20 protein-coding genes are annotated in these 23,660 nt (G+C 68.3%); 14 read left to right on the top strand and 6 right to left on the bottom strand.

What is annotated here, in order from left to right:
* Positions 1-135: 135 nt before the first annotated feature.
* From AC1DBQ_RS01620 to AC1DBQ_RS01630, 3 genes are all read right to left on the bottom strand, one after another.
* Entirely contained in the window at positions 136-1,836 is a 1,701-nt protein-coding gene (locus AC1DBQ_RS01620; RefSeq protein ID WP_476926825.1) for a DUF885 domain-containing protein, read from the bottom strand.
* Positions 1,837-1,924: 88 nt separating this feature from the next.
* Entirely contained in the window at positions 1,925-2,185 is a 261-nt protein-coding gene (locus AC1DBQ_RS01625) for an acyl-CoA carboxylase subunit epsilon (protein WP_476926826.1), read from the bottom strand.
* Entirely contained in the window at positions 2,182-3,765 is a 1,584-nt protein-coding gene (locus AC1DBQ_RS01630; protein ID WP_476926827.1) for an acyl-CoA carboxylase subunit beta, read from the bottom strand. The genes AC1DBQ_RS01625 and AC1DBQ_RS01630 overlap by 4 nt, the downstream gene beginning before the upstream one ends.
* Before the next feature lie 204 nt (positions 3,766-3,969).
* Between AC1DBQ_RS01630 and AC1DBQ_RS01635 the strand changes: the two genes are divergently transcribed.
* The 10 genes from AC1DBQ_RS01635 to AC1DBQ_RS01680 all read left to right on the top strand — a co-directional run bounded on the left by AC1DBQ_RS01635 (position 3,970) and on the right by AC1DBQ_RS01680 (position 14,985).
* Positions 3,970-4,860 carry an SDR family oxidoreductase gene (locus tag AC1DBQ_RS01635; protein ID WP_476926828.1) on the top strand — a complete coding sequence of 297 codons (891 nt, stop codon included), beginning with the start codon at positions 3,970-3,972 and terminating at the stop codon, positions 4,858-4,860.
* Between the two features lie 186 nt (positions 4,861-5,046).
* Positions 5,047-5,988 (top strand): biotin--[acetyl-CoA-carboxylase] ligase, encoded by a 942-nt coding sequence (locus tag AC1DBQ_RS01640; RefSeq protein WP_476926829.1) that lies wholly within the window; start codon positions 5,047-5,049, stop codon positions 5,986-5,988.
* Positions 5,981-6,580, top strand: a complete 600-nt coding sequence (locus tag AC1DBQ_RS01645; RefSeq protein ID WP_476926830.1) for a PH domain-containing protein — start codon at positions 5,981-5,983, stop codon at positions 6,578-6,580. Before AC1DBQ_RS01640 ends, AC1DBQ_RS01645 begins: the two co-directional genes overlap by 8 nt.
* Positions 6,570-7,904, top strand: a complete 1,335-nt coding sequence (locus AC1DBQ_RS01650; RefSeq protein WP_476926831.1) for an adenylate/guanylate cyclase domain-containing protein — start codon at positions 6,570-6,572, stop codon at positions 7,902-7,904. Before AC1DBQ_RS01645 ends, AC1DBQ_RS01650 begins: the two co-directional genes overlap by 11 nt.
* Before the next feature lie 163 nt (positions 7,905-8,067).
* Positions 8,068-8,856, top strand: a complete 789-nt coding sequence (locus tag AC1DBQ_RS01655) for a PP2C family protein-serine/threonine phosphatase (protein WP_476926832.1) — start codon at positions 8,068-8,070, stop codon at positions 8,854-8,856.
* A 67-nt stretch (positions 8,857-8,923) separates the two neighbouring features.
* Positions 8,924-11,251 carry an NAD-dependent DNA ligase LigA gene (gene ligA / locus AC1DBQ_RS01660; protein ID WP_476926833.1) on the top strand — a complete coding sequence of 776 codons (2,328 nt, stop codon included), beginning with the start codon at positions 8,924-8,926 and terminating at the stop codon, positions 11,249-11,251.
* Positions 11,248-12,090, top strand: coding sequence for an inositol monophosphatase family protein (locus AC1DBQ_RS01665; protein WP_476926834.1), 843 nt, complete (start codon positions 11,248-11,250; stop codon positions 12,088-12,090). Before ligA ends, AC1DBQ_RS01665 begins: the two co-directional genes overlap by 4 nt.
* Before the next feature lie 137 nt (positions 12,091-12,227).
* Positions 12,228-12,731, top strand: a complete 504-nt coding sequence (locus AC1DBQ_RS01670; protein WP_476926835.1) for a GNAT family N-acetyltransferase — start codon at positions 12,228-12,230, stop codon at positions 12,729-12,731.
* 83 nt (positions 12,732-12,814) lie between these two features.
* Positions 12,815-13,198 (top strand): RidA family protein, encoded by a 384-nt coding sequence (locus AC1DBQ_RS01675; protein WP_476926836.1) that lies wholly within the window; start codon positions 12,815-12,817, stop codon positions 13,196-13,198.
* Between the two features lie 68 nt (positions 13,199-13,266).
* Positions 13,267-14,985 (top strand): SulP family inorganic anion transporter, encoded by a 1,719-nt coding sequence (locus AC1DBQ_RS01680; RefSeq protein WP_476926837.1) that lies wholly within the window; start codon positions 13,267-13,269, stop codon positions 14,983-14,985.
* 78 nt (positions 14,986-15,063) lie between these two features.
* Here the strand turns inward: AC1DBQ_RS01680 and AC1DBQ_RS01685 are convergent, their stop codons facing one another.
* Positions 15,064-15,735: a response regulator gene (locus AC1DBQ_RS01685; RefSeq protein WP_476926838.1), complete on the bottom strand. Its 672-nt coding sequence runs from the start codon at positions 15,733-15,735 to the stop codon at positions 15,064-15,066.
* Entirely contained in the window at positions 15,728-17,437 is a 1,710-nt protein-coding gene (locus AC1DBQ_RS01690; protein WP_476926839.1) for a sensor histidine kinase, read from the bottom strand. Before AC1DBQ_RS01690 ends, AC1DBQ_RS01685 begins: the two co-directional genes overlap by 8 nt.
* Before the next feature lie 180 nt (positions 17,438-17,617).
* Between AC1DBQ_RS01690 and AC1DBQ_RS01695 the strand changes: the two genes are divergently transcribed.
* The 4 genes from AC1DBQ_RS01695 (at position 17,618) to gatB (ending at position 22,649) form a co-directional block, all read left to right on the top strand.
* Positions 17,618-19,114, top strand: coding sequence for a CitMHS family transporter (locus tag AC1DBQ_RS01695; protein WP_476926840.1), 1,497 nt, complete (start codon positions 17,618-17,620; stop codon positions 19,112-19,114).
* 139 nt (positions 19,115-19,253) lie between these two features.
* Positions 19,254-19,550 carry an Asp-tRNA(Asn)/Glu-tRNA(Gln) amidotransferase subunit GatC gene (gene gatC, locus AC1DBQ_RS01700; RefSeq protein ID WP_091249523.1) on the top strand — a complete coding sequence of 99 codons (297 nt, stop codon included), beginning with the start codon at positions 19,254-19,256 and terminating at the stop codon, positions 19,548-19,550.
* Positions 19,551-19,554: 4 nt separating this feature from the next.
* Positions 19,555-21,144, top strand: coding sequence for an Asp-tRNA(Asn)/Glu-tRNA(Gln) amidotransferase subunit GatA (gene gatA, locus AC1DBQ_RS01705; protein ID WP_476926841.1), 1,590 nt, complete (start codon positions 19,555-19,557; stop codon positions 21,142-21,144).
* Complete coding sequence (gatB, locus tag AC1DBQ_RS01710) at positions 21,144-22,649, top strand: Asp-tRNA(Asn)/Glu-tRNA(Gln) amidotransferase subunit GatB (protein WP_476926842.1); 1,506 nt, start codon at positions 21,144-21,146, stop codon at positions 22,647-22,649. The genes gatA and gatB overlap by 1 nt, the downstream gene beginning before the upstream one ends.
* Positions 22,650-22,661: 12 nt before the next feature.
* Here gatB and AC1DBQ_RS01715 read toward each other — a convergent pair whose 3' ends face one another.
* On the bottom strand, positions 22,662-23,570 hold the full coding sequence (locus AC1DBQ_RS01715) for a LysR family transcriptional regulator (protein WP_476926843.1): 909 nt from the start codon (positions 23,568-23,570) through the stop codon (positions 22,662-22,664).
* Positions 23,571-23,660 lie beyond the last annotated feature (90 nt).

Below are 23,660 nucleotides of genomic sequence, written 5' to 3' on the forward strand. Positions count from 1 at the left end.
TKACCGAGCTTGCGAGGTTAGGGGGACGGTGGGGTGTTCGAGCGAGCACGCCTGGGCCCACGCCAACAGGGTTCCCTGGMCGAGCTTGCGAGGCTAGGGAGATGGCGGGGAGGATGGCTGCTCCCGGGAACCGCCCTACCCCAGCAGCGCGCGCTTGAGGGTGTCGAGGCCCACCGAGCCGATGTTCAGGGCCTTAGTGTGGAACGCCTTGAGGTCGAAGCCGGGGCGGGATTCAAGCTCGGCCCGGATCTGCTCCCACAGCCGCTGGCCCACCTTGTAGGAGGGTGCCTGTCCCGGCCAGCCGAGGTAGCGGGTGAACTCGAACTTCAGCTGCCCCTCGCTGATCGGCAGGTTGGCGCGCAGGAAGTCAAAGCCCTTCTCCGGGGTCCAGGTGCCCGACCCCCAACGCTCGGGCACCTCCAACTCCAGGTGCACTCCGATGTCGAACACCACGCGGGCGGCCCGCATGCGCTGCATGTCGAGCATGCCCATGTGGTCGCCCGGATCCTTCAGGTAGCCCAGTTCCTGCATGAGCTTCTCCGCATAGAGGGCCCAGCCTTCGCCGTGGCCCGAGGTCCAGCACACGCTCCGGCGCCACTTGTTCAGCAGCTCGCGGCGGTAGGTGGCGGTGGCGACCTGCAGATGGTGGCCGGGCACTCCCTCGTGGTAGACGGTGGTGGTTTCGGCCCAGGTAGTGAAGGTGTCCTCACCGGCAGGCACGGACCACCACATCCGGCCGGGACGGCTGAAGTCTTCCGAGGGGCCGGTGTAGTAGATGCCGCCTTCATCGGTGGGGGCGATCTTGCACTCCAGCGTCTTCATGACGTCCGGGATCTCGAAGTGGACGCCGGCGAGCTCCGCCACGGCCTTGTCGGAGAGTTCCTGCATCCAGGCCTGGAGGGCGTCGGTGCCCTTGAGTTGGCGGGCGGGATCGTTGTTCAGGATCTCCTTGGCTTCCTCGATCGTGGCGCCGGGCCGGATTTCCCCGGCCACCCGTTCCTGTTCGGCGATCAGGCGGTCCAGTTCCTGCACGCCCCACGTGTAGGTTTCCTCCAGATCCACKGTGGCGCCGAGGAAGGACCGTGAGGCCAGCGCATAGCGGCTGCGCCCGACGGCGTCCTTGGCGGGGGCGACGGGCAGGAGTTCGGACTCAAGGAACCCCGCAAGCCGGGCGTAGGCCACCCGGGCGGCCGCCGTGCCGGCGTCGAGCTTGGACTGCAGTTCCGGCGGGAGCAGGCCGTCCGCAGTCGTGGCGCCGGCCGTGAGGTTTGCGAAKAAACCGTCGTCGGCTGCGTGTTTGGTGGCCTGCTCGATTACGATCGATACCTGGCKGGCTGCGGCCACCTTGCCGTCCTGCATCGCCGAGCGCAACGATTCGATGTAGCCGTCGATCGCGGCGGGGACGTTGTTGGCCCGGCCGGCGATGTGGTCCCACTGATCCGCCGTATCCGTCGGCATGAGGTCGAAGATCGCGCGGATGTCCTGCGACGGCGAGGCGATGTTGTTCAGGTCGGCCGCCTCCCAGCCCGATTCGTGGATTTCCAGCTGCAGGCCCAGGCGCTCCCGCATGGCGTCGAGGGTGACGGCGTCGACGTCGTCCACCGGCTCCAGACCGTCCAGCGCCGCGAGTGCCTMGCGCGCCGCGGCCGCGAATTCCTCGTGTCCGGCGGGGGAGAAGTCCGGGTATTCGGTCTCGTGCCCGGGCAGGCCGAGCTCGGTGGCGAAGCTCGGGTTAAGCCGGATGAGGGTGTCCGTGTAGGCGTCGGCGACGGCATCAATGGCGGTCTGCTGGCGCGCGGGGGCCGAGTTGTCTGAGGCTATGGTTTCGGTAGTCACCCGACGAGACTAGCCCGGCCGTCGTGGTTATGAAAGACTCGCTGAACTTTTTTCGGTGGCGGCCCAGCCGGGCCGCTTAGCCGGACGGTTAGCCGAGGCTGCGGCGCCAGGCGTCCGGACCCGGCTTGGGTGCGAGCCGCAGCTGCTGCCGGCGGACCCAGTGCCGGACGCCGGGAGCTTCCGGTGCCGCCTGCGGGGCCTGCCCCATGGACAGCACGACGGCGGTCAGCGCCGCCAGCTCCTCCGGCGTCGGCTCGCCCTTGACGACGGAAAGCAGTGCCGGCGACGCATCGGCGCCCGGCTGTTCAGCCGGTTCCAGCGGTTCAGCGGGTTCGTGCACGGGGGTCACAGCGGGATGTTCCCGTGCTTCTTGGCGGGCAGGGCGGCCCGTTTGTCCCGGAGGGCGCGGAGGCCCCTGATGATCTGCACCCGGGTCTCGGACGGGGCAATGACCGAGTCCACGTAGCCCAGCTGGGCCGCCTGGTAGGGGTTGAGCAGCTCTTCCTCGTACTGGCGGATCACCTCGGCACGCTTGGCCTCGACGTCGCCGCCGGCCTCGGCCACCGCGGCGAGTTCGCGGCGGTACAGGATGTTGACCGCGCCCTGGGCGCCCATGACACCGATCTGGGCGGTGGGCCAGGCGAGGTTGAGGTCCGCGCCGAGCTTCTTGGAGCCCATCACGATGTAGGCACCGCCGTAGGCCTTGCGGGTGATGACGGTCAGCTTGGGCACGGTGGCTTCGGCGTAGGCGTAGAGCAGCTTCGCGCCGCGACGGATGATGCCCTGGAACTCCTGGTCCTTGCCCGGCAGGAAGCCCGGGACGTCCACCAGGGTGATGATGGGGATGTTGAAGGCGTCGCAGTGGCGGACGAAGCGGGCGGCCTTTTCCGACGCGGCGATGTCCAGGGTGCCGGCGAACTGCATGGGCTGGTTGGCAACGATGCCGACCGTGTGGCCCTCCACCCGGCCGTAGCCGATGATCACGTTCGGGGCGTAGAGGGACTGCATCTCCAGGAAGTGGGCGTCGTCCACGATCTGCTCGATGACCTTGCGCATGTCGTAGGGCTGGTTGKCCGAGTCCGGGATGAGCAAATCCAGGGCGAGGTCGTCGTCGTCGATCTCCAGCTCCTGCTGGTGTTCGAGCACCGGGGCCTCGGCGAGGTTGTTGGAGGGCAGGAAGTCCAGCAGTTCGCGGACGAACTCCACAGCGTCGGCCTCGTCGGAGGCCAGGTAGGTCGAGGTGCCGGTGTTGGCGTTGTGCTGGCGCGCGCCGCCCAGGGTCTCCATGTCCACGTCCTCGCCCGTGACGGTCTTGATGACGTCCGGGCCGGTGATGAACATGTGCGAGGTCTTGTCCACCATGACCACGTAGTCGGTCAGGGCGGGGGAGTAAGCCGCACCGCCGGCGGAGGGACCCATGATGAGCGAGATCTGCGGGACGACGCCGGAGGCGTGGACGTTGTTGCGGAAGATATCCGCGAACATGGCCAGGGAGGCGACGCCCTCCTGGATGCGGGCACCGCCGCCGTCGAGGATGCCGACCACCGGGCAGCCGTTGCGCAGTGCGAATTCCTGGACCTTGACGATCTTCTCGCCGTTGACCTGGCTCAGCGATCCGCCGTAGACGGAGAAGTCCTGGCTGTAGACGGCCACCGGGCGGCCGTCAACCGTGCCGTAGCCGGAGACGAGGCCGTCACCCAGCGGCTTCTTCTTCTCCATGCCGAAAGCGGTGGAGCGGTGCACGGCCAACGCGTCGAACTCGACGAACGAGCCGGCATCCAGCAGGAGGTCGATGCGCTYGCGGGCGGTTTTCTTGCCGCGTGCGTGCTGCTTGACCACTGCCTCCGGGCCGGAGGGCTGCTCGGCACGGGCCTGGCGGTCGCGGAAATCTGCAAGCTTTCCCGCAGTCGTGGTCAGATCGTGGCTCATCAAGTGTCTCCGGCTCTGTCGCTAGGTTGTTCGGTGCCCGGCTCGCGGTGTCCTTTGGTCGGAATCCACAAAAGCAGGGCTCTGCTGGCAAGTCTAGTGACGGTATTGGCCGGTGCCGCTGTAGGGAACCTACAATTTTCGCGCCGCAACGCTCCCGCGCCTCCTTGTTACCCGTCAGTAACATTGGTCGGCTAGAGTGGGCTCATGACTTCAAGCAATGATGCTTCGGGCGCCGCTGCAGGGCCGTATCAGGCCGCCGGTTCCCTCCAGGGCCGCACCATCCTCATCTCCGGGGGCAGCCGCGGCATCGGGCTGGCCATCGCGCTCCGCGCGGCCCGGGACGGCGCCAACATCGTCCTGATGGCCAAGACCGGCCAGCCMCACGCCAAGCTGGAGGGCACGGTCTACACCGCCGCCGAACAGATTGAAGCTGCCGGCGGCCGGGCGTTGCCGCTGGTGGGCGATGTCCGCAACGACGCCGACGTCGCCGGCGCCGTCGGCGCGGCCGTGGACCGCTTCGGCGGGATCGACGTCGTCGTCAACAACGCCTCGGCGATCGACCTCTCCACCACCGACGCCGTGGACATGAAGCGCTACGACCTCATGCAGGACATCAACGTCCGGGGCACGTTCCTGCTCTCCAAGCTGGCGCTGCCCGCCCTGCGGGCCTCCGACGCCGGGCACATCCTGACGCTCTCCCCGCCCTTGAACCTGGACCCCAAGTGGGCCGGCATGCACCTGGCCTACACCATGGCGAAATACGGCATGAGCCTGACCACCCTGGGTCTGGCCGAGGAGCTCAAGGCCGACGGCATCCACGTGAACTCGCTCTGGCCGTGCACCTTGATCGAMACCGCGGCCATCCGCAACATGCCCGGCGGCGACATGATCGTCAAGGGCGCCCGCGGCCCCGAAATCATGGCCGATGCCGCCCACGCCGTGCTGACCGGCAGCAACGCGGTCCCCGCGAACGGCAGCCGCAGCGGCAACTTCTACACCGACGAGCAGGTCCTCGCGGCGGCCGGCGTGACAGACTTCAGCCCCTACAGCCTCGGCGCGCCGGAGGACAGGCTGGCCCCGGACATCTTCCTCTGAGCTTGCTKAGTGTTTTCGGCGGCATGCCCCGCGGAAATTCCCCTCGTTTGCGGACCCGAGGCCGGGAATCTGCGGCGTGTCGGGCCGACACGCCGGCTGCGCCGGCCGAAGGTGGGGAGTGCCAGCGGAGGTACGTGAGTGAACGTGGCCGGAGCCGGGTCGCGCTTTCCTCGGTAGGATTCAAGGATGGAAGCCCTGCAGGAAACCCCGGACCGTCCGCCGCTGGACCTCACCGCCCTGAGCGATGAAGCTTTCCTGTCCGCCAACGGGATTCYGCGCCTGACAGTGGTGGAGTCCACCGGCTCCACCAACGCCGATCTCCTCCGCGGCGTGACCGAKGATCCCGGCGCCTGGCCGGACCTGTCCGTGCTCACCGCCGAATACCAGACAGCTGCGCGCGGCCGGCTCGACCGGCACTGGGAGGCCCCGGCCCGCAGCTCCGTCTCCGTCTCGCTCGTGCTGCGTCCGGTCAACGCGACCGGCCGGCCGCTGCCAACCCACAGCTACTCATGGCTCTCCCTGCTCGCCGCCCTCGCMCTGCGGGAAGCCCTGACGGAAACCGCGGGCATTCCCGCGGAACTCAAGTGGCCCAACGACGTCCTGGTGCGCGGCAAGAAGATCGCCGGAATCCTGGCCCAGCTTGGCCCRCTCGGCGGCGTCGGTACGCCGCCGGTCATCMTYGGCACCGGCCTGAACGTCACCCTCACGGAGCCGGAACTCCCGGTGCCCACCGCCACGTCCGTGCTGCTGGAGAATCCCGACACAGTGGACCGGACGGAACTCCTGAAGAGCTACCTGTCCCGCTTCGCCACCTTGTACCGCAGCTTCTGCAACGCCGACGGCGATCCCGCCGCTGGGATGGCCGGCGGCCCTTCGCTGCACAAGAGGGTGGAACACCTGCTGACGACCCTCGGCAAGCAGGTCCGCGCCCAGCTGCCCGGCGACCATGAGATCATCGGCCACGCCACGCGCCTGGACGAGTACGGTTCACTCCTGGTGGTTGACGCGACGGGCCATGAACATGTGGTGACCGCCGGGGACGTCGTGCACTTGAGGCCGTGGAACCCGGCCGCAGCAGACGGACAGGGTGGAGACGGCCGCGGCGKAGCAGAAAGCGGTTATGCGTAAAGTGCTCCTGCCGGGTGAGCAAGTGATTGTTGTGACCCGGCCCCAGCCCAGGATGCTKATTGTCCCGGCGCTGTTGTTCGTTGTGGTTCCGGCACTGGCCGCGTACGCCTGCGCCTGGGTCGTCAAGGGCGGCCCGGCGAAGCTTGTGCCCCTCATCCCCAAGGAATGGACGCCCTGGCTGATCGCCGTGTGCCTGGGGCTGGCGGCGTGGGTGCTGCTCGGTTATTGCCTCCCGCGGGTCATCACATGGCAGGCCACGCGCTACATCCTGACCAGCCAGCGCTTAGTTACCCGCTACGGCATGTTACGGCGGCGCGATCAGCAGATCCCGCTCGCCGCCGTCCGCCATGTGGCCATTGAGCAATCGTTGTTGCAGCGCCTATTGCGCTCCGGGAATATATCCTTGGAGACCGGGTACCCCTTGGGAACCATGGTTCCCGATGTTCCAGAGGTCGCGACATTCCGAAACTTCATTCTTGACGCCATCGGCGATCTCCCCAGGGGCGATGCCTTCGGGGCCGAGGGCATGACGAACAACCCGGGCGAGGACTTGCCGTGGKAGATGAGAGAAGGTGGAAGAGATGAACGCTGAGAACGTCCACCAGGACACCGACCTCGCCGCCCCGGATTTGCCCCGGGAGCCCGAAGACGTCATCTCGGAGCCGGCAACCGTCACCCCGGCGCCAACGCCTGAGGCCACCCGCGACGCCGGCTCCGGACTTGGTGCCGCCGGCATCGACGACGCTCCCGCCGTCGTAGAGCCTKCCTTCGCCGATGCCGACTCCGACGCCGATGCCAGCGCGCACGTCGACCCGGCCGCCGAACCGGCCGCGTCCGATGCCGCTGAACCCGTCGCTCCGCCCACCGGAACCATGTCCGCCGAACGGCTCGCCGCCAAGGCCCTCGAAGCCCGTCTGCTGGGCGGCGAACGCAAGCTCAAACGCCGTGAAGTCGCCGCCGGTGCCGGGCTCTCGMTGCTGTCMGCCCGGAAACTCTGGCGCGCCCTTGGCTTTCCCAACCTCGGTGATGAAGACGTCGCGTTCACCGAACGCGACCAGTCCGCCCTGTCCACGATCRTGGACCTGGTGCGTGCCGGCAAGCTCACGGAGGAAGCCGCCATTTCCATCACGCGGGCCATCGGCCAGATGAYGGACCGGATGGTGGTGTGGCAGATCGAGGCCCTCGTCGAGGACATGGTCCAGAAGCAGGGAGTGCCGGATGCCGTGGCCCGCAAGCGCCTTGTCAGCGAGCTGCCGAACCTCATTGACGCCCTTGAGGAGATGCTCGTCTACTCCTGGCGCCGCCAGCTCAACGCCGGCGTCCAGCGCCTGGCCGTCCGGGCAGAAGCCGGGCTGCAGTCCAGCGAAGAGGGCCGCGAAGGCGACGAGGACGACGCGCCGCTGCCCCTGGCGCGGGCCGTAGGCTTCGCGGACCTGGTGTCCTACACCAGCCTGTCCCGGCGGATGAATGAGAAGACGCTCGCCCAGTTGGTGCAGCGCTTCGAGAACAAGTGCGCCGAGATCATTTCCGTCGGCGGCGGCCGGCTGGTCAAGACGGTGGGCGACGAAGTCCTCTACATCGCTGAAACACCGGCGGCCGGCGCCGAGATTTCGCTGGCCCTGTCCCGCGCCTTCACGGAGGACGAGATCCTGCCGCAAGCCCGCGTGGCGATGGTCTGGGGCCGCATCCTGTCCCGCCTGGGCGACATCTACGGACCCACCGTCAACCTTGCCGCACGCCTGACCGCCCTCGCCGATCCCGGCACCGTGCTGGTGGATTCCATGACCGCAGCCGCCCTGGACGACGACGAACGCTTCGTCCTGGTRCCCCGCCCGGCCGAGGACGTCCGCGGCTTCGGCGAAATCCACCCCGTACAGCTGYAGCCCGGCCGCGGCCGCGGCCTCGTCCTGGATTGACCGCAGGACTAAGCGCAGCGCTAGTCACCCGCCACGCGCAGGACTAAGGGCACGGGCTTCTCAGTTGTGCGGCGCATATGCAATAGTCGGACCGGCAGCTGCCACCCGGCCGGGTGTGTGACCGCCGCCAACTTTCGCGAGTACCACTTCAGCTAGGACGGCCATGAACCCAACCTCAGACGACCCGCTTCCCGCTTCGGTCGGGGCGCGGGGACCGCGCCTGCGCTGGGGGTGCGGCACGGACCGGGGCCTGCGMCGTGAGATGAACGAGGACTCCTTCATTGCCGCCGAGCCCGTCTTCGCGGTGGCCGACGGCATGGGCGGCCACGAGGCAGGCGAAGTCGCCAGCAGCATCTGCGTGCGCACCCTGGCGGAGCTTCCGCAGGTGAGGACCGGTAGCCGGGACGCAACGGCAGGCCTCGTCCAGGACTATCTGCTCATAGCTGACGAGGGCATCCGCYAGGCCACGGACTCCCGCGCCGGAACCACGCTCTCCGGCGTCGTGGTGGTGGAGCAGCCGGACGGCCCGTACTGGCTGGTCCTGAACATCGGTGACTCCCGCACCTACCGGTACAGCCACGGCGGCCTCACCCAAGTCAGTGTGGACCACTCTGAAGTGCAGGAACTGGTGGCCKCCGGCCAGATCACGGAAGCCGAGGCTGCTGTCCATCCGCGCCGGCATGTAGTGACGCGCGCGCTGGGCACCGGCGACGAATCCGAGGCCGACTACTGGCTGATACCGCTCGAGGACGGTGACCGGATGCTGGTGTGCTCGGACGGGCTCAACGGGGAACTGAGCGACGAGCGGATTGCCGGCATCCTTGGATCCGAGCCGGACCCCCAGGCGGCGGTCGACGAACTGATCCAGGCCGCCCTGCGGAGCGGCGGACGGGACAACGTCACCGCGATTGTGGTCGATGCCCGGACCGCCGTCGGGGATGCGCCCGTCTGACCGGCGGGCTGCCGACCGGACAGACTGCTGATCGGACAATGGCAATGATCTAGGGCAGGATAGGTCTGTGAGCACAGGAAAGACCGCAGCAGAGACTGAAAAAGCAGCCGACGAAGCCCAGGGGCACGTCACGGATCCTGAACGTCCCGAGGGGGAGCAGGTCCCGTCCGGGGACGTGCGCGCGGAGTACGAAGACCTCGTGGAGGAGGTCCGGAAACATCGTTTTGCGTACTACCAGGAGGACGCGCCGATCATCTCCGACGCCGAGTTTGACGAGCTCTACCGGCGGCTGGAAACCCTCGAGGCCATGCATCCGGAGCTTGTGGCCAACGATTCGCCCACGCAGGAAGTGGGCGGCGAGGTGTCCGCCGCGTTTGCCGCTGTCGAACACCTGCAGCGCATGTACAGCCTGGAAGACGTCTTTTCCCTCGAGGAGCTCGAGKCCTGGATTGCCAAGGCCGAGGCGTCCATCGCCAGGATCGGCAACGGCGGCAACCCGCCGTCGTGGCTCACCGAACTGAAGATCGACGGCCTGGCCGTCAACCTGCTCTACCGCGACGGCGTGCTGGTTCGGGCCGCCACCCGCGGCGACGGCACCACCRGCGAGGACATCACGCACAACGTCCTGACCATCAAGGAAATCCCGCAGCAGCTCAGCGGCACGGGCTTCCCGGCCGAAATGGAGATCCGCGGCGAAGTCTTTATCCCGTCCAAGGCCTTCGCGGAGTTCAACGCGGCCCTGATCGAGGCCGGCAAGGCGCCGCTGGCCAACCCGCGCAACGCCGCCGCCGGTTCGCTGCGGCAGAAGGACCCGGCGGAAACCGCCAAACGGCCGCTGCGGATGTACGTCCACGGCATCGGCGCCCGCGAGGGACTCCAGACGGTCAGCCAGTCGGACACCTACCGCCAGTTGGCCGAATGGGGCCTGCCCACCAGCCCGTACTTCGAGGTCCTCGCCGGGCTGCAGGACGTGCTGGCCTTCATCAAGCGCTACGGCGACAAGCGGCATAGCCTGACGCACGAGATCGACGGCATTGTGGTCAAGGTGGACGACTTCGCCACGCAGCGCGCCCTGGGCTACACCTCCCGCGTGCCGCGCTGGGCCGTGGCGTACAAATACCCGCCCGAGGAAGTGCACACGAAGCTGCTGGACATCGCCGTCAACGTCGGCCGCACCGGCCGGGTCACCCCCTACGGGATCATGGAACCGGTCAAGGTCGCCGGCTCGACCGTGGAAATGGCCACCCTGCACAACCAGGAAGTGGTCAAGGCCAAAGGCGTGAAGATCGGCGACATCGTGGTGCTGCGCAAGGCCGGAGAYGTCATTCCGGAAATTGTGGGCCCGGTCCTGGCGCTCCGCGACCAGCAGGACCCGCCCGTCCGCGACTTCATCATGCCCACCCAATGCCCGGCCTGCGGCACGCCGCTGGCCCCCGGGAAGGAAGGGGACGTGGACATCCGCTGCCCMAACTCCCGATCCTGCCCGGCGCAGCTGCGTGAACGCGTMTTCCACCTCGCCGGCCGCGGCGCCTTCGATATTGAGGCCCTCGGCTGGGAAGCCGCGATCGCCCTGACCCAGCCCGCCGAGCCCGAAACGCCGCCGCTGACCACCGAGGCGACACTGTTCGAGCTCACCCCGGAGCAGCTCGCGGACGTCCGCGTCCGCCGGGAGAAGCGCTCCAAAGGCGTGGCCACCGGCGAATTCGAACTCGTGCCCTACTTCTACACCAAGGCCACCACCAAGACCCCGTCCAAGCCCACGGCCACCACGGACAAGCTCTTCCGCGAACTTGAGAAGGCCAAGTCCCAGCCGCTGTGGCGCGTCCTGGTGGCGCTGTCCATAAGGCACGTCGGCCCGCGCGCCTCCCGCGCGCTCGCCACCGCGTTCGGCAGCATGGACGCCATCCGGCAGGCCTCCGAGGAAGAGCTCGCCAGCGTGGACGGCGTGGGCCCGGTGATTGCCCAGGCATTGACGGAATGGTTCGCCGAGGACTGGCACCGCGATATCGTGGACCGCTGGGCGGCCGCCGGCGTCCGGATGGCCGACGAGCGCGACGAGTCCACACCCCGGACCCTGGAGGGGCTGACCGTCGTGGTCACCGGAAGCCTCGAGGGTTTCAGCCGGGACGAGGCCAAGGAGGCCATCCTGATCCGTGGCGGCAAGGCGGCCGGCTCGGTTTCCAAGAACACCAGCTACGTGGTGGCCGGCGACAACGCAGGCACCAAACTGGACAAGGCGGAACAGCTCGGTGTCCCGGTCCTGGACGAGKACGGCTTCCGGGCCCTGCTGGCCAAYGGCCCGGCCGGTGCGGCGGACAGCGACACGGACCCGGACCTTGACCCGGAAGACGACGACGGCGACACCCCCGGCGTCGACGCGGCGGCGGCTMAATGAGCTCCCACCCCTCCGTCCCGCCCGAGGCCGAGCCCGGCACCGCGGCGCTGCTGGAACTGGCCAAATCGGCCGCAGCCGCGGGTGCCGCGGTCCTGGCCACCCGAAAGGCCGCCGCCCTCGACGTCAGCAACAAAGGCGACTCGGGAGACTGGGTGACGGCCTTCGACCTCGCCGCCGAAGCCGCCGTCCGGGACGTCATCACCGCCGCCCGGCCGCACGACATCATCACGGGGGAGGAGGGCGGGACGGTCCTGCCGGCGGAGCCCAGCGGCTACCGCTGGTCCATCGATCCCCTCGACGGCACCACTAATTTCATCCGCAACATCGTCTACTACGCCACCTCCGTGGCGGTGGCGGACCCCGACGGCGTCTGGCTGGCCGGCGTCGTCAGCGCCCCGGCGCTGGGCCGCACCTACTTCGCCTCCCGGGGCGAGGGGGCCTGGCTCGAGGAGCAGGGCCGGCTGACGKCCCTGCTCGGTCCCGTCCCCGGGCGCACCGGACAGATCCTGGCGACGGGCTTCAGTTACGATGCCGGGGTCCGGGCGGAACAGGCCGGCGGCCTGGGCGGCCTGATGGACGGCTTCGCGGATATGCGCCGCCTGGGCTCGGCGGCGCTGGACCTGTGCCTCGTGGCGGACGGCACCCACGACGCCTACGGCGAACGCGGGCTCAACGAGCACGACTTCGCCGCCGGTGCGCTGATCGCGGAGGAGGCCGGCTGCTGGGTGCGGCGGCCTCGGCTCACCAGCCCGCTGGCTGGCGGGCCGTCCGACGACGAGCGTCTGGCGGCCTGGACGTGCGCCGGTTCGCTGGAACTCTCCGGTAAGTTTCCGCTCTGACGGGTGCTCCTCACGCCCGGTCCCGGCAATAGTGCCCGGTCCCGGCAATAGTGCCCGGTCCCGGCAATAGTGATAGTTCAGTCACGGAAACATCCCTTGCGCACGTAGCCGGCGTCGGCCGCCCGTACCATTKACAGGTGCCTTCGCAGATCCTCATTCGACCCGCCGTTCCGGCCKACTTCGACGCCATAGCGCGCATCACCCGGGACGCCTACCTGGCGGCGGGCTACTTTGAGAGTGCCGACCACCCCTACATGCGGCAGATCCAGGACGTCGCCACGCGGGCGGCGGACGCGACGATCTGGGTGGCCGAGCGGKACGGCCGCATCCTCGGATCCGTGACACTGGCGGTCGCGGGGGAACCCTATGCGGACATCGCCCGGAGCGACGAGCTCGAGTTCCGCATGCTCGTGGTGGACCCGGCTGTCCAGCGCAGCGGCGCCGGCAAGGCTATGGTCCACGCCATCATCGAACACGCCAGGTCCCTGCCGGGAATCCGCKCCGTGGCCCTCACAACGGGCATCAGCTGGGAAAGCGCCCACGGCCTCTACCGCAAGACCGGCTTCGTCCGGGCACCGGACCGTGACTGGCTGGTGCCGGGCACGGACATCAAACTGCTCGTCTACCGTCAGGCCCTCTGACACAAAAGCGCGCGCTTTATCGGCCTGCCAGCCATCCGCCCTAGAGTTGTGCCGATCCCTGCGGCAACTGCGAAAGGCACCCCATGCGCAAAACCTTCGGCACCGGCTCCACCTGGGAACAGACGCTCGGCTATTCCCGGGCCGTCCAGGTGGACAACACCCTCTACATCTCCGCCACCGCCGCCAGCGGCGAGGACGGCATCGTGGGCGAGGACTTCTTCACCCAGACCAGCTACATCCTGCAGAAGCTCGGGGCAGTGCTGGCCGAGGCCGGCTTCGCCTTTGAGGACGTGGTGCAGTCCAAGCTGTACCTGACGGACATCAGCAAGTGGGAAGAGGCCGGCCGCGCCCACGGCGAGGTCTTCGGCGACATCCGCCCGACGCTCTCCCTGGTCCACGTGCTGCCGTTCCTGGATCCGAAGATGCTCGTCGAGATCGAACTCGTCGCCCAGAAGAGCGCCAGCTAGAAGCGTTGCTCGTGCCCGGGCCGGGCGGAGCTCTGGCGGAACGGCCCGACTTGGGGTAAGACTGGCGCATGACCAGGGCACACGGACAGGGCCCCAGCCGGGTCCCCATTTTCGGCCAGCTCCGTTCCTATGACCGGGCGTGGMTGCGTGGCGATCTGATCGCCGGCGTCACCGTCGCCGCCCTGATTGTCCCGAAGAACCTCGGGTACGCCGGCATCGCGGGGATTCCGCTGCAGAACGGCCTGTATGCGGCTGCAGCGGGCGCGCTCATGTACGGGATCTTCGGCAGCTGCCGGCAAATTTCGATGGGTCCCAGCTCGGGTCTGGCGGCCGTGGCCGCGAGCGCCGTGCTCGCGGCAGGCATTACCAACGGCGTCGATATCGCTTCGTTCGTCGCCGGTATCACCCTTGCCTMAGGGGTCCTGTTMCTGCTCCTTGCCGTCCTCAAGATGGKCTGGRTCGCGCAGTTCCTCTCCCGAGCCGTGGTCACAGGCTTCCTCTTCGGTGCGGCGATCGACGTCGTGATCGGGGAGCTCCCCAAGCTCACCGGGACCGAGGTCACCGGTTCCAATCCGATCCAGGAACTGTGGTCCTGGCTGGGGACGCTGGGCGAGGCACACCGGGCGACGGTGATCGTCKGCGTGATCGCGCTGGCCGTCGTCTTTGGGCTCAAGGCAATCGCTCCCAAGGTCCCCGGCGCCCTGGTGCTCGTGGTGGGCGGACTGCTCGCGGCGGCATTGTTTGATCTCGGGGCCAAGGGCGTGGCGTTGGTGGGTGACGTCCCGCGGGGGCTGCCGGCGCTGAAGATCCCGGACGGCCAGCTCATGTGGGACCACGCGGGCACGGTCGCGGTCGCCGCGGTGGCGTTGGTCCTGATCGGCTTCTCCCAGACCGCGGGGGATGCGCGCGCGTTCGCCGCCAAGCACCGCTACCAGATCGACATCAACCAGGAATCGACGGCGCAGTCACTCTCCAACTTGGCCGCGGGCGTGTTCCAGGGGATGCCGGTCTCGACAAGCCTCTCAGCGAGCTCGCTGAACGACCACTCCGGGGCGAAGACCGGGCTCGCCTCCCTCACCTCGGGTGTCACGGTCCTKCTTACACTGCTGATCCTGGCGCCGCTCTTTTCCAACCTGCCCAAGCCCGTTCTGGCGGCTCTGATCATCGAGGCCGTCGTCATGGGCATGATGAACGTGCCGGAGATGCGGCGGCTTGCCCGGGTACAGAAGGTGGACTTCTGGATCGCGATCGCTGCGATCCTCGGAACCCTGGTGTTCGGCGTACTCGCGGGGGTCATCATCGGCATCGGACTCTCGCTGATCTGGCTGGTCGCGGTCGCCACCCACCCGGCGATGCCGGCTCTTGGCCGGGAACCGGGCACCCAGGTCTTCCGCGAGGCCGACGGACACCCCGGCGACGAGATCCTTCCCGGCGTGGCCGTGATCCGGTTCGACGGCGGCCTGTTCTTCGCAACCGCCGACGCCCTGGAGGATCGCCTGCGCGACGTCATCCATGCAAAACCGGAACTGACCGGGATCGTGATCGACTGCGGCGGGATCAACTTCGTGGACTCCCAAGGCGCGGCAAAGATGGCGGACGTCGTGACCCTGGCCCGGGACGCCGGCGTCAGCCTGCGCCTCACCCGCTTGAAGCCGGCGGTCCGGGCCATCCTGGAACGCGACGGCGTGATCGAACTCATCGGGGCGGACAAGATCCACGGCAACATCCACAGGGCAGTCGAGGCGGAACAGGCGGCCGCAGAACGGGGCCGGGCGGACACCGGCTAGAACCACCGCGGGGTTCCTTACGGTCCATCGCGGCGGTCCTGCTGGGCCGTAAGGGGCCCCGCGTTGCTTTGCGGAGAACTAGTGGCCGGTTCCCGCGKGGAGTCCGTAGCGGTGCTCGGGCCGCCCGGTGGTGCCGTAGCGCAGCTGGATGTCGACGGCGCCGTCGTCCGCGAGCGAGGACAGGTACCGCTGGGCGGTCGCCCGTRACACCCMCACCCGCGCAGCGACGTCGGCGGCCGAATACTGCTCACCGGGAACCAGGGATTCGAGCACCGCGGCCTCGGTGGCGGAMCGGGGCCGCGCGGAGGGGGCGACGTCGCCCGCGATCAAGGCCCGTTTGGCGCGTTCCACCGTCTCCTGGTTGACGGATCCCGGCTGGGCCAGGATACGGCGGTAACGKGCATACGAGCGCAGCTGCTGGGACAGGGCCTCGGCCGTGAAGGGCTTGAGCAGGTAGCCCAGGGCCCCGCGGCGGAATGCGAGCCGGAGCGAGGCCGTGTCCGAGGCCGCGCTGAGGATCACGGTGTCCACGTCCAGCTGGTGCAGCAGGTCCAGCCCGGAAGCATCCGGCAGGTAGACGTCCAGCAGCACAAGGTCCGGGCGCAGGCTGTGGATGGCCTGCAGCGCCTGCGACGCCGAACCGGCCGGCGGCAGCGCGAGGAAACCGGCCACGGAATCCACATAGGCGGCGTGCAGCTTCGCGACGTGGAAATCGTCGTCGACTATCAGCACCCTGAAATCCTCAGACATCGGTGTCCTTTCCGGTTGGTTCTGTTGTCCCGGGCAGGGTGGCGACGAACACGGCGMCCKAGCCGCCGGGGGAGCCGGGGTCCAGCACCCGGACGTCGCCGCCGCGCCGKCGCGCGAGCTGCCGGGACAACGCCAGCCCCAGCMCCTGCCCGGCACCCGCCCGCGCCGGCCGTTCCKACGTCGTATAGCCTTCCGTGAACACGGCCTCGGCCCCTGCGGCCGCAACCCCCGGTCCCAGGCCGTCGCCCGAATCCGCGACGACAATGTGAAGGGTGCCGGCGCCGCMGTTGACGCCCGGTTCGTCCAGCACTTCCACTTCCACCCAGCGCTCGGACGCGGAACCGGCGACGGCGGCATTCACGGCGTTATCGATCAGGTTCCCCAGGACGGTGGTGACATCCTGCGGCTCAGCGACGCGGCCGCGGACCACGGATTCCGGGCCGAGGCGAAGGCTCACGCCGCGCTCGTCCRCCTCAACGCCCTTGGCACCGAGGAAGGCCTGCAGATACGGGTCCTGGAGCAGCTCGGCCTGGTCCACCGGGAATGTCAGCGGCCCGGTGGCTGCCAGCCTGGCCAGATAATCCTGGGCCTGCTGGGGCTTGCCGATGCTCATGAAGCCGGCGATCGTGTGCAGCTGGTTGGCGAACTCGTGGCGCTGCGCCCGCAGGGCCGCGGACATCGTGCCCACGGCGTCGAGCTGCCGGGTTAGCTGCTGCAGTTCGGTCCGGTCCCGCAGCATCACCACCCAGCCCAGGTCCTCGCGACCATGCAGAGCCTTGCGCGCGCTGGCCACCAGTACCCGGCCGCCGGCCACGAGTTCCACGGCGTCGCCCTCGGCCGCGTCGGCCCGGGTCAGGGCCTTCAGCTGGGCCGGCACCGGCGCGGTGCCCCAGGCGGTGCCGGCGAGGTCGGGAACACCGAGCAGCCGCTGGGCGGCGGCGTTGAAGACACTGACCCGGCCGTCGGCCGCAACGCCGATCACGCCGTCGTCGACCCCCTGCAGTACCGCCACCTGGTCGTGCACGAGGGTGCTGATTTCCTCAGGCTCCAGCCCGAGCGTGAGCCGCTGAAGCCGGCGCCGGAGCAGGAAGGACGCCAGTACCCCGGCGAGCAGCGCCCCGGCGGCCGTGGCGGCGATGGRAGCGATGTCCCGGGCCAGGCTCTGGCTGATCGTTTCCGTCGAGTAGCCCACGCTCACCTCACCCACCACTGCCGTGGATTCCGGGGCGAACACCGGGACCTTGGCGCCGGCGGAGGGCCCCAGCGTGCCCGTGTTCCGGGTGGTGACCTCCTTGCCGGCGAGGGCTTCGGAGGGGTCGGTGCTCACTTTMTCGCCCAGCCGTTCCGCATCCGGGTGCGCCAGGCGTATGCCGGTCTCGTCCGTAATGACCACGAACAGCGCCCCGGTGCGGGTGCGGGCACCCTCCGCGGCAGCCATGAGCGGCCCGGCCAGCAGCTCGGCCGCCGGGGGAGCAGCGGGAAGGGCGCTGATGGACTGGACCTCTGCCCGCACGGAMGGGTCCGAAGCGACGGTCCGGGCCAGGGTCAGCGCCTGGTTCTCCGCCTCGCGCCCCAGCCGGTCGTACGTCAGCCAGGCATGGACGGCGCTGCTCAGGAGCACCACCAGCGCCACGACGCCGAGCTGCAGGAGCAGCGTCTGGGTTGAAAAGCGCAGGGCGGGCAGGGCTGTGCGGCGCTTCATCGGGCTCCTGCCTGGGGTTCGTACGGACTGGTTGAGGACGTGAGCAAAATGCGCAAAATGCATCCAACAAGCAGTATGCCAATCAATTGAACCAAAGACCCAGCCGTGACGGACGCCACTCTAACGTCTGTAGTGCGCATCACACCGGAGTGGTGTCATTMAATGACGAAGGAGCCGGCCGTGCTGGTATTACTAGGATTCGCSATGATCGCGGTATTCATGGTGCTGATCATGACGAAGAAGTTGACGCCTGTTTTGGCGCTCATCATMGTTCCCACGATTTTCGGACTTTTCGCCGGGGCGGKCCTCGGTATCGGCCCCATGGTGCTCGACTCCATGAAGTCCATGACGTCCACGGCCGCGCTGCTGATGTTCGCCATCATCTACTTCGGCCTGATGATCGACGTCGGCCTCTTTGACCCGCTGGTCCGGTTCATCCTGCGCAAGCTCGGCAACGACCCCGCCAAGGTGGTCCTCGGCACGGCCATCCTGGCCGCCGCGGTGTCGCTCGACGGAGACGGCTCCACCACCTTCATCCTCACCACCGCGGCGATGTTGCCGGTCTACCTGCGGCTCAGGATGAGCCCGGTGGTCCTGACCTGCGTGGCCGGCCTGGCCAACGGGACCATGAACATCCTGCCCTGGGGCGGCCCCACGGCCCGCGCCGCCTCCGCCCTGAAGCTCGACGTCAATGATGTCTTCATGCCCATGGTCCCGTCCCTCATCGCGGGCCTCATCGTGGTGTTCGCCTTCTCCTGGCTGCTCGGTCTGCAGGAACGCAACCGCCTCCGCAGCACCGCCCCGGATATCTGGGGCACCGGTGACGCCGGGATGCCCGACGGCGGCACCTCGCACGGCGGCACGGGCACCGGCCGCTTCGGCTTCGGCCGCAAGGGAGMCGGCCCCAAGGTTTCCGGCCCCGACGGCGGAACTTCCGCCGTCGGAAGCCCCTCAACCGGTGGTTCCTCCGTCGCAGTCCTGGAACGCGCCGAGGACCTCGTGGACGACCGTGACTCTGCCATGGCCKACACCGCCCTGGACCCCAACCGCAAGACCCTGCGCCCCAAGCTGTTCTGGTTCAACCTCGGGCTGACTGTCGCGGTCATGGCGACGCTGGTGGCCAACGTCATTCCACTGCCGTTCGTGTTCATGGTCGGCTCGGCCATCGCCCTGCTGGTCAATTTCCCCAAGGTCAAGGACCAGAGCGCCCAGCTGGTCGCGCACGCACCGTCGATCGTCGCCGTCGTCAGCATGGTCATGGCCGCCGCGGTCCTGACCGGCGTCCTCAACGGCACCGGCATGGTCAAGGCCATGTCCACCTGGCTGGTCCAGATCATTCCCGCGGACATGGGACCGCTCATGGCCGTCATCACCGGCGTCCTGAGCATCCCGATGACGTTCTTCATGAGCAACGACGCCTTCTACTTCGGCGTCCTGCCGGTCCTCAGCGAAACGGCAGCCCACTACGGCATCAGCGCCGCCGAAATGGCCCGTGCTTCCATCACCGGCCAGCCCTTCCACCTGCAGAGCCCGCTGGTCCCGGCCATCCTGCTCCTGGTCTCCCTGGCCAAGGTGGACCTCGGCGACCACCACAAGAAAGTCCTCTGGCGCACGGCCGTCATCTCCCTGGTCATGCTCGGCGTAGGAGTAGCCACCGGAGCCATCGGCATCGGGTAACAAGCCAACGAGATGACAGTTCGCGGCAGTGTTTACACAAAACATTGCCGCGAACTGTCATCTCGGCGTCCGACGGTAACAGCAGTTCAACCCACGTAGACTGGGACGGAAAATAATCCTTTACTTGCAGGGGAGATCCATGGCTGCGATCAACCGCGACGACGTCGCGCATCTCGCGCAACTCGCGCACATCGAGATGAGTGCCGAAGAGCTCGACAGGATGGCCGGCGAACTCGCCGTCATCGTCGAATCAGTGAAGTCCGTCAGTGAAGCTGCCGGTGATGACGTCCCGGCCACGTCGCACCCGATTCCGCTGACCAACGTGTTCCGCGAGGACGTCGTGGGACACACGTTCACCGCCGAGCAATCCCTCTCCGGTGCCCCCGACGCGTACGAAGGCCGCTTCAAGGTCCCGGCAATCCTGGATGAGGACTAAGACCATGACTGAGAACAACGAACTGATCCGCCTCTCCGCCGCCGCGCTCGCCGACAAGCTGGCCGCCCGCGAAGTCACCTCCGTCGAGGTCACCCAGGCCTACCTGGACCGGATCGCCGCCGTCGACGGCAAGGTCCACGCCTTCCTGCACGTCAACACGGAGGAAGCCCTTGCCGTGGCCGCCGAAGTGGATGCGATCCGCGCCGCGGGAGGCGCCGCAGCCGAGGAACTGCAGGCCCTCGCCGGCGTGCCGATCGCCGTCAAGGACCTCATTGTCACCATCGGCCAGCCCACCACGGCCGGCTCGAAGATCCTCGAAGGCTGGTACAGCCCCTACGATGCCACCGTCGTGGAGCGCCTGCGCGCTGCCAAGATGCCGATCCTGGGCAAGACCAACCTGGACGAATTCGCCATGGGCTCCTCCACCGAGCACTCCGCGTACGGCCCCACCCACAACCCGTGGGACCTGGACCGCATCCCCGGCGGTTCCGGCGGCGGTTCCGCTGCCGCCGTCGCGGCCTTCGAAGCCCCGCTGGCCCTCGGCACGGACACCGGCGGATCCATCCGCCAGCCCGGCGCCGTCACCGGCACCGTCGGCGTCAAGCCCACCTACGGCGGTGTCTCCCGCTACGGCGCGATCGCCATGGCCTCTTCGCTGGACCAGATCGGCCCGGTGTCCCGCACCGTGCTTGACTCGGCCCTGCTGCACCAGGTGATCGGCGGGCACGACCCCCGCGACTCCACCTCCCTGCCGGACCCGCTTGAAGACCTCGTGGCCGCGGCCCGGACCGGCAACGTCCAGGGCATGAAGATCGGCATCATCAAGGAACTCCACGGMGAGGGCTACCAGGCCGGCGTCGAGAACCGCTTCAACGAGTCCCTCGAGCTGCTCAGGGGAGCCGGCGCCGAGATCGTCGAGGTCTCCTGCCCCAACTTCAAGTACGCCCTGGGTGCCTACTACCTGATCATGCCCTCCGAGGCCTCGTCCAACCTGGCCAAGTTCGACGGCGTCCGGTACGGCCTGCGCGTCCTTCCCGAAGAGGGACCGCTGACCATCGAACGCGTCATGGGCGCCACCCGCGCCGCCGGCTTCGGCGACGAGGTCAAGCGCCGCATCATCCTGGGCACCTACGCGCTGAGCGCCGGATACTACGACGCCTACTACGGCTCGGCCCAGAAGGTCCGCACCCTGATCCAGCGCGACTTCGAGGCCGCGTTCGCCAAGGTGGACGTGCTGATTTCCCCGACGGCCCCCACCACGGCGTTCAAACTGGGCGAGAAGCTCAACGACCCGCTCGCGATGTACCTCAACGACGTCGCCACCATCCCCGCCAACATGGCCGGCGTCCCCGGGCTCTCCCTGCCCGGCGGTCTGGCCGACGAGGACGGACTGCCGGTCGGCATCCAGCTGCTGGCCCCGGCCCGCCAGGACGCCCGGCTGTACCGTGTCGGCGCCGTGCTGGAGTCCCTGCTCGAGGCGCAGTKGGGCGGCCCGCTCCTGGACCGCGCCCCCTCACTGACGGCCCCTTCACCGACTGATTCAGCACCGGCGGTTGCTGCTGGCGCCCCCGCGAGCCACGGAGGTTCACACTAATGACTGACTCAACCCTGAGCTTCGAAGAGGCCATGGAGAAGTACGATCCCGTCCTGGGGTTCGAGGTCCACGTGGAACTCAACACCAAGACCAAGATGTTCTCCTCCGCGCCCAACGTTTTCGGCGATGAGCCCAACACCAACGTCAACGAGGTGGACCTCGGCATGCCCGGCGTCCTGCCCGTGGTCAACAAGACCGCGATCGAATMCTCGATCAAGATCGGCCTCGCGCTGAACTGCAAGATCGCCGAGACCTGCCGCTTCGCCCGGAAGAACTACTTCTATCCGGACACCCCGAAGAACTTCCAKACCTCCCAGTACGACGAGCCCATCGCGTACGACGGCTACCTGGACATCGAGCTCTCCGACGGCACGGTCTTCCGTGTMGAAATCGAGCGCGCCCACATGGAAGAGGACGCCGGCAAGCTGACCCACATGGGCGGCGCCACCGGCCGCATCCAGGGCGCGGACTACTCCCTGGTGGACTACAACCGCTCCGGTGTCCCGCTCGTGGAGATCGTCACCAAGCCGATCGAGGGCGCCGGCAGCCGCGCCCCCGAACTCGCCAAGGCCTATGTGGCCGCCGTCCGCGAGATCGTCAAGAACCTGGGCGTCTCGGACGCCAAGATGGAACGCGGCAACGTCCGCTGCGACGCCAACGTCTCGCTGCGCCCGCACGGCCGCGAACGCTTCGGCATCCGCTCCGAGACCAAGAACGTCAACTCGCTGCGCGCCGTCGAACACGCCGTCCGCTACGAGATCCAGCGCCACGCCGCCGTCCTGGATTCCGGCGAGCCGGTCATCCAGGAAACCCGGCACTGGCACGAGGACACCCGGACCACGACCTCGGGCCGGGCCAAGTCCGACGCCGACGACTACCGCTACTTCCCGGAACCGGACCTMGTCCCGATCACCGCGTCCCGTGAGTGGGTCGAAGAGCTGCGCGCCACGCTGCCCGAGCCGCCGGCCGCCCGCCGCAAGCGCCTGCAGGCCGACTGGGGCTACTCCGACCTGGAGTTCCGCGACGTCGTCAACGCCGGCGTCATGGACGAGATCGAGGAAACCATCGCCGCCGGTGCCACCCCCACGGTGGCCCGCAAGTGGTGGATGGGCGAGATCGTGGGGCGCGCCAAGAACGCCGACGTCGATCCCGGCCAGCTCGGCGTCAACCCGGCCACCATCGTGGAACTGAACAAGATGGTGGAAGAGGGCAAGATCAATAACAAGATGGCCTCCGAGGTCCTGGACGGCGTGCTTGCCGGCGAAGGCACCCCGGCGGAGATCGTTGAAAAGCGGGGCCTCGCCGTGGTCTCCGACGACGGCCCCCTGCTCGAAGCCATTGACGCGGCCCTCGCCGCGCAGCCCGACGTCGCGGACAAGATCCGCGGCGGCAAGGTCCAGGCGATCGGTGCGATCGTCGGCGGCGTCATGAAGGCCACCCGCGGGCAGGCCGACGCCGGCCGTGTCCGCGAACTGATCCTTCAGCGCCTCGGCGTCGAAGGCTAAGGGGCCAAAGCCCTAACGCTCCAACAATTCGGTCATGATGGTCTGCAGTGCTTCGCAGACCATCATGACCGAAGTGCGTTTAAGGTTCTCCGGCCTGGCCAGGACATCGATCCTGCGCCGGGTGCTGATGCCTTCCAGCGGCCGCAGCACGATGCCCGGATTCAGCACGGGCCGCGCCGTGTACCGGGGCAGCAGGCCGATCACGCCGCCGGCCGCGACAAGTGCCGCCACGGTCGAATAGTCGTTGATCCGGTGCACAATGTTCAGCTCCCGGCTGGAGACGGCCGCGACGGCGGACAGCACGTCGGCGGGGGAGTAGCCGGCGCGGCTGGTCACCCACGGTTCGCCCACGACGTCGTCCGYCGTCACCGCGCTCTGGCCGGCCAGCCGGTGCCCGGCCGGCAGCGCGACGTCCAGCGGCTCATGCGCGAGCGGGATCACCGCGACGCGCTCCTCGGGCCACCGCGGGCTGTGATCCATCCGGTGCGCCAGCACAAGGTCATAGCGCGCCGTCAGGGCCGGGAAATCCTGCTGGGCCACGTCCTCGTCCGAGAGCAGGATCCGCGGCTGTCCGGGTGCGTCCAGGAGCCGGGCCAGCGGCGCGAAGAGCGCCTGCCCGGCGCTGTGGAAACCGCTGAGCGTCACCGGCGCGACGGGCGAGCCGTGATAGGCGCCGATCGCCATCTTCGCATCCGCCATCGCGCTCACGACGGCCGCCCCGGCGTCCGCGAGCACCTGCCCGGCCTCCGTCAGCACCAGGTTCCGGCCCTCCTTGCGGGTCAGCGGAACCTCCACGGTCTTCTGCAGCGCGGCCAGCTKCTGGGACACTGCCGAGGGCGTCACGAGGAGGGTTTCGGCGACGGCCTTGACGCTGCCCAGGGCGCCGAGCTCACGCAACATCTCCAGCTGGTGGATTTCCATGCCAGCCATTCTATGCAACAGCGATTTCTAAATCGTCGATTGAGAAGAATTCGGTTGTGCTAATGCTTTTTCGKTGGGTCTAATGGGGTG

It is taken from the genome of Arthrobacter sp. 10T413_2, from assembly GCF_056394205.1.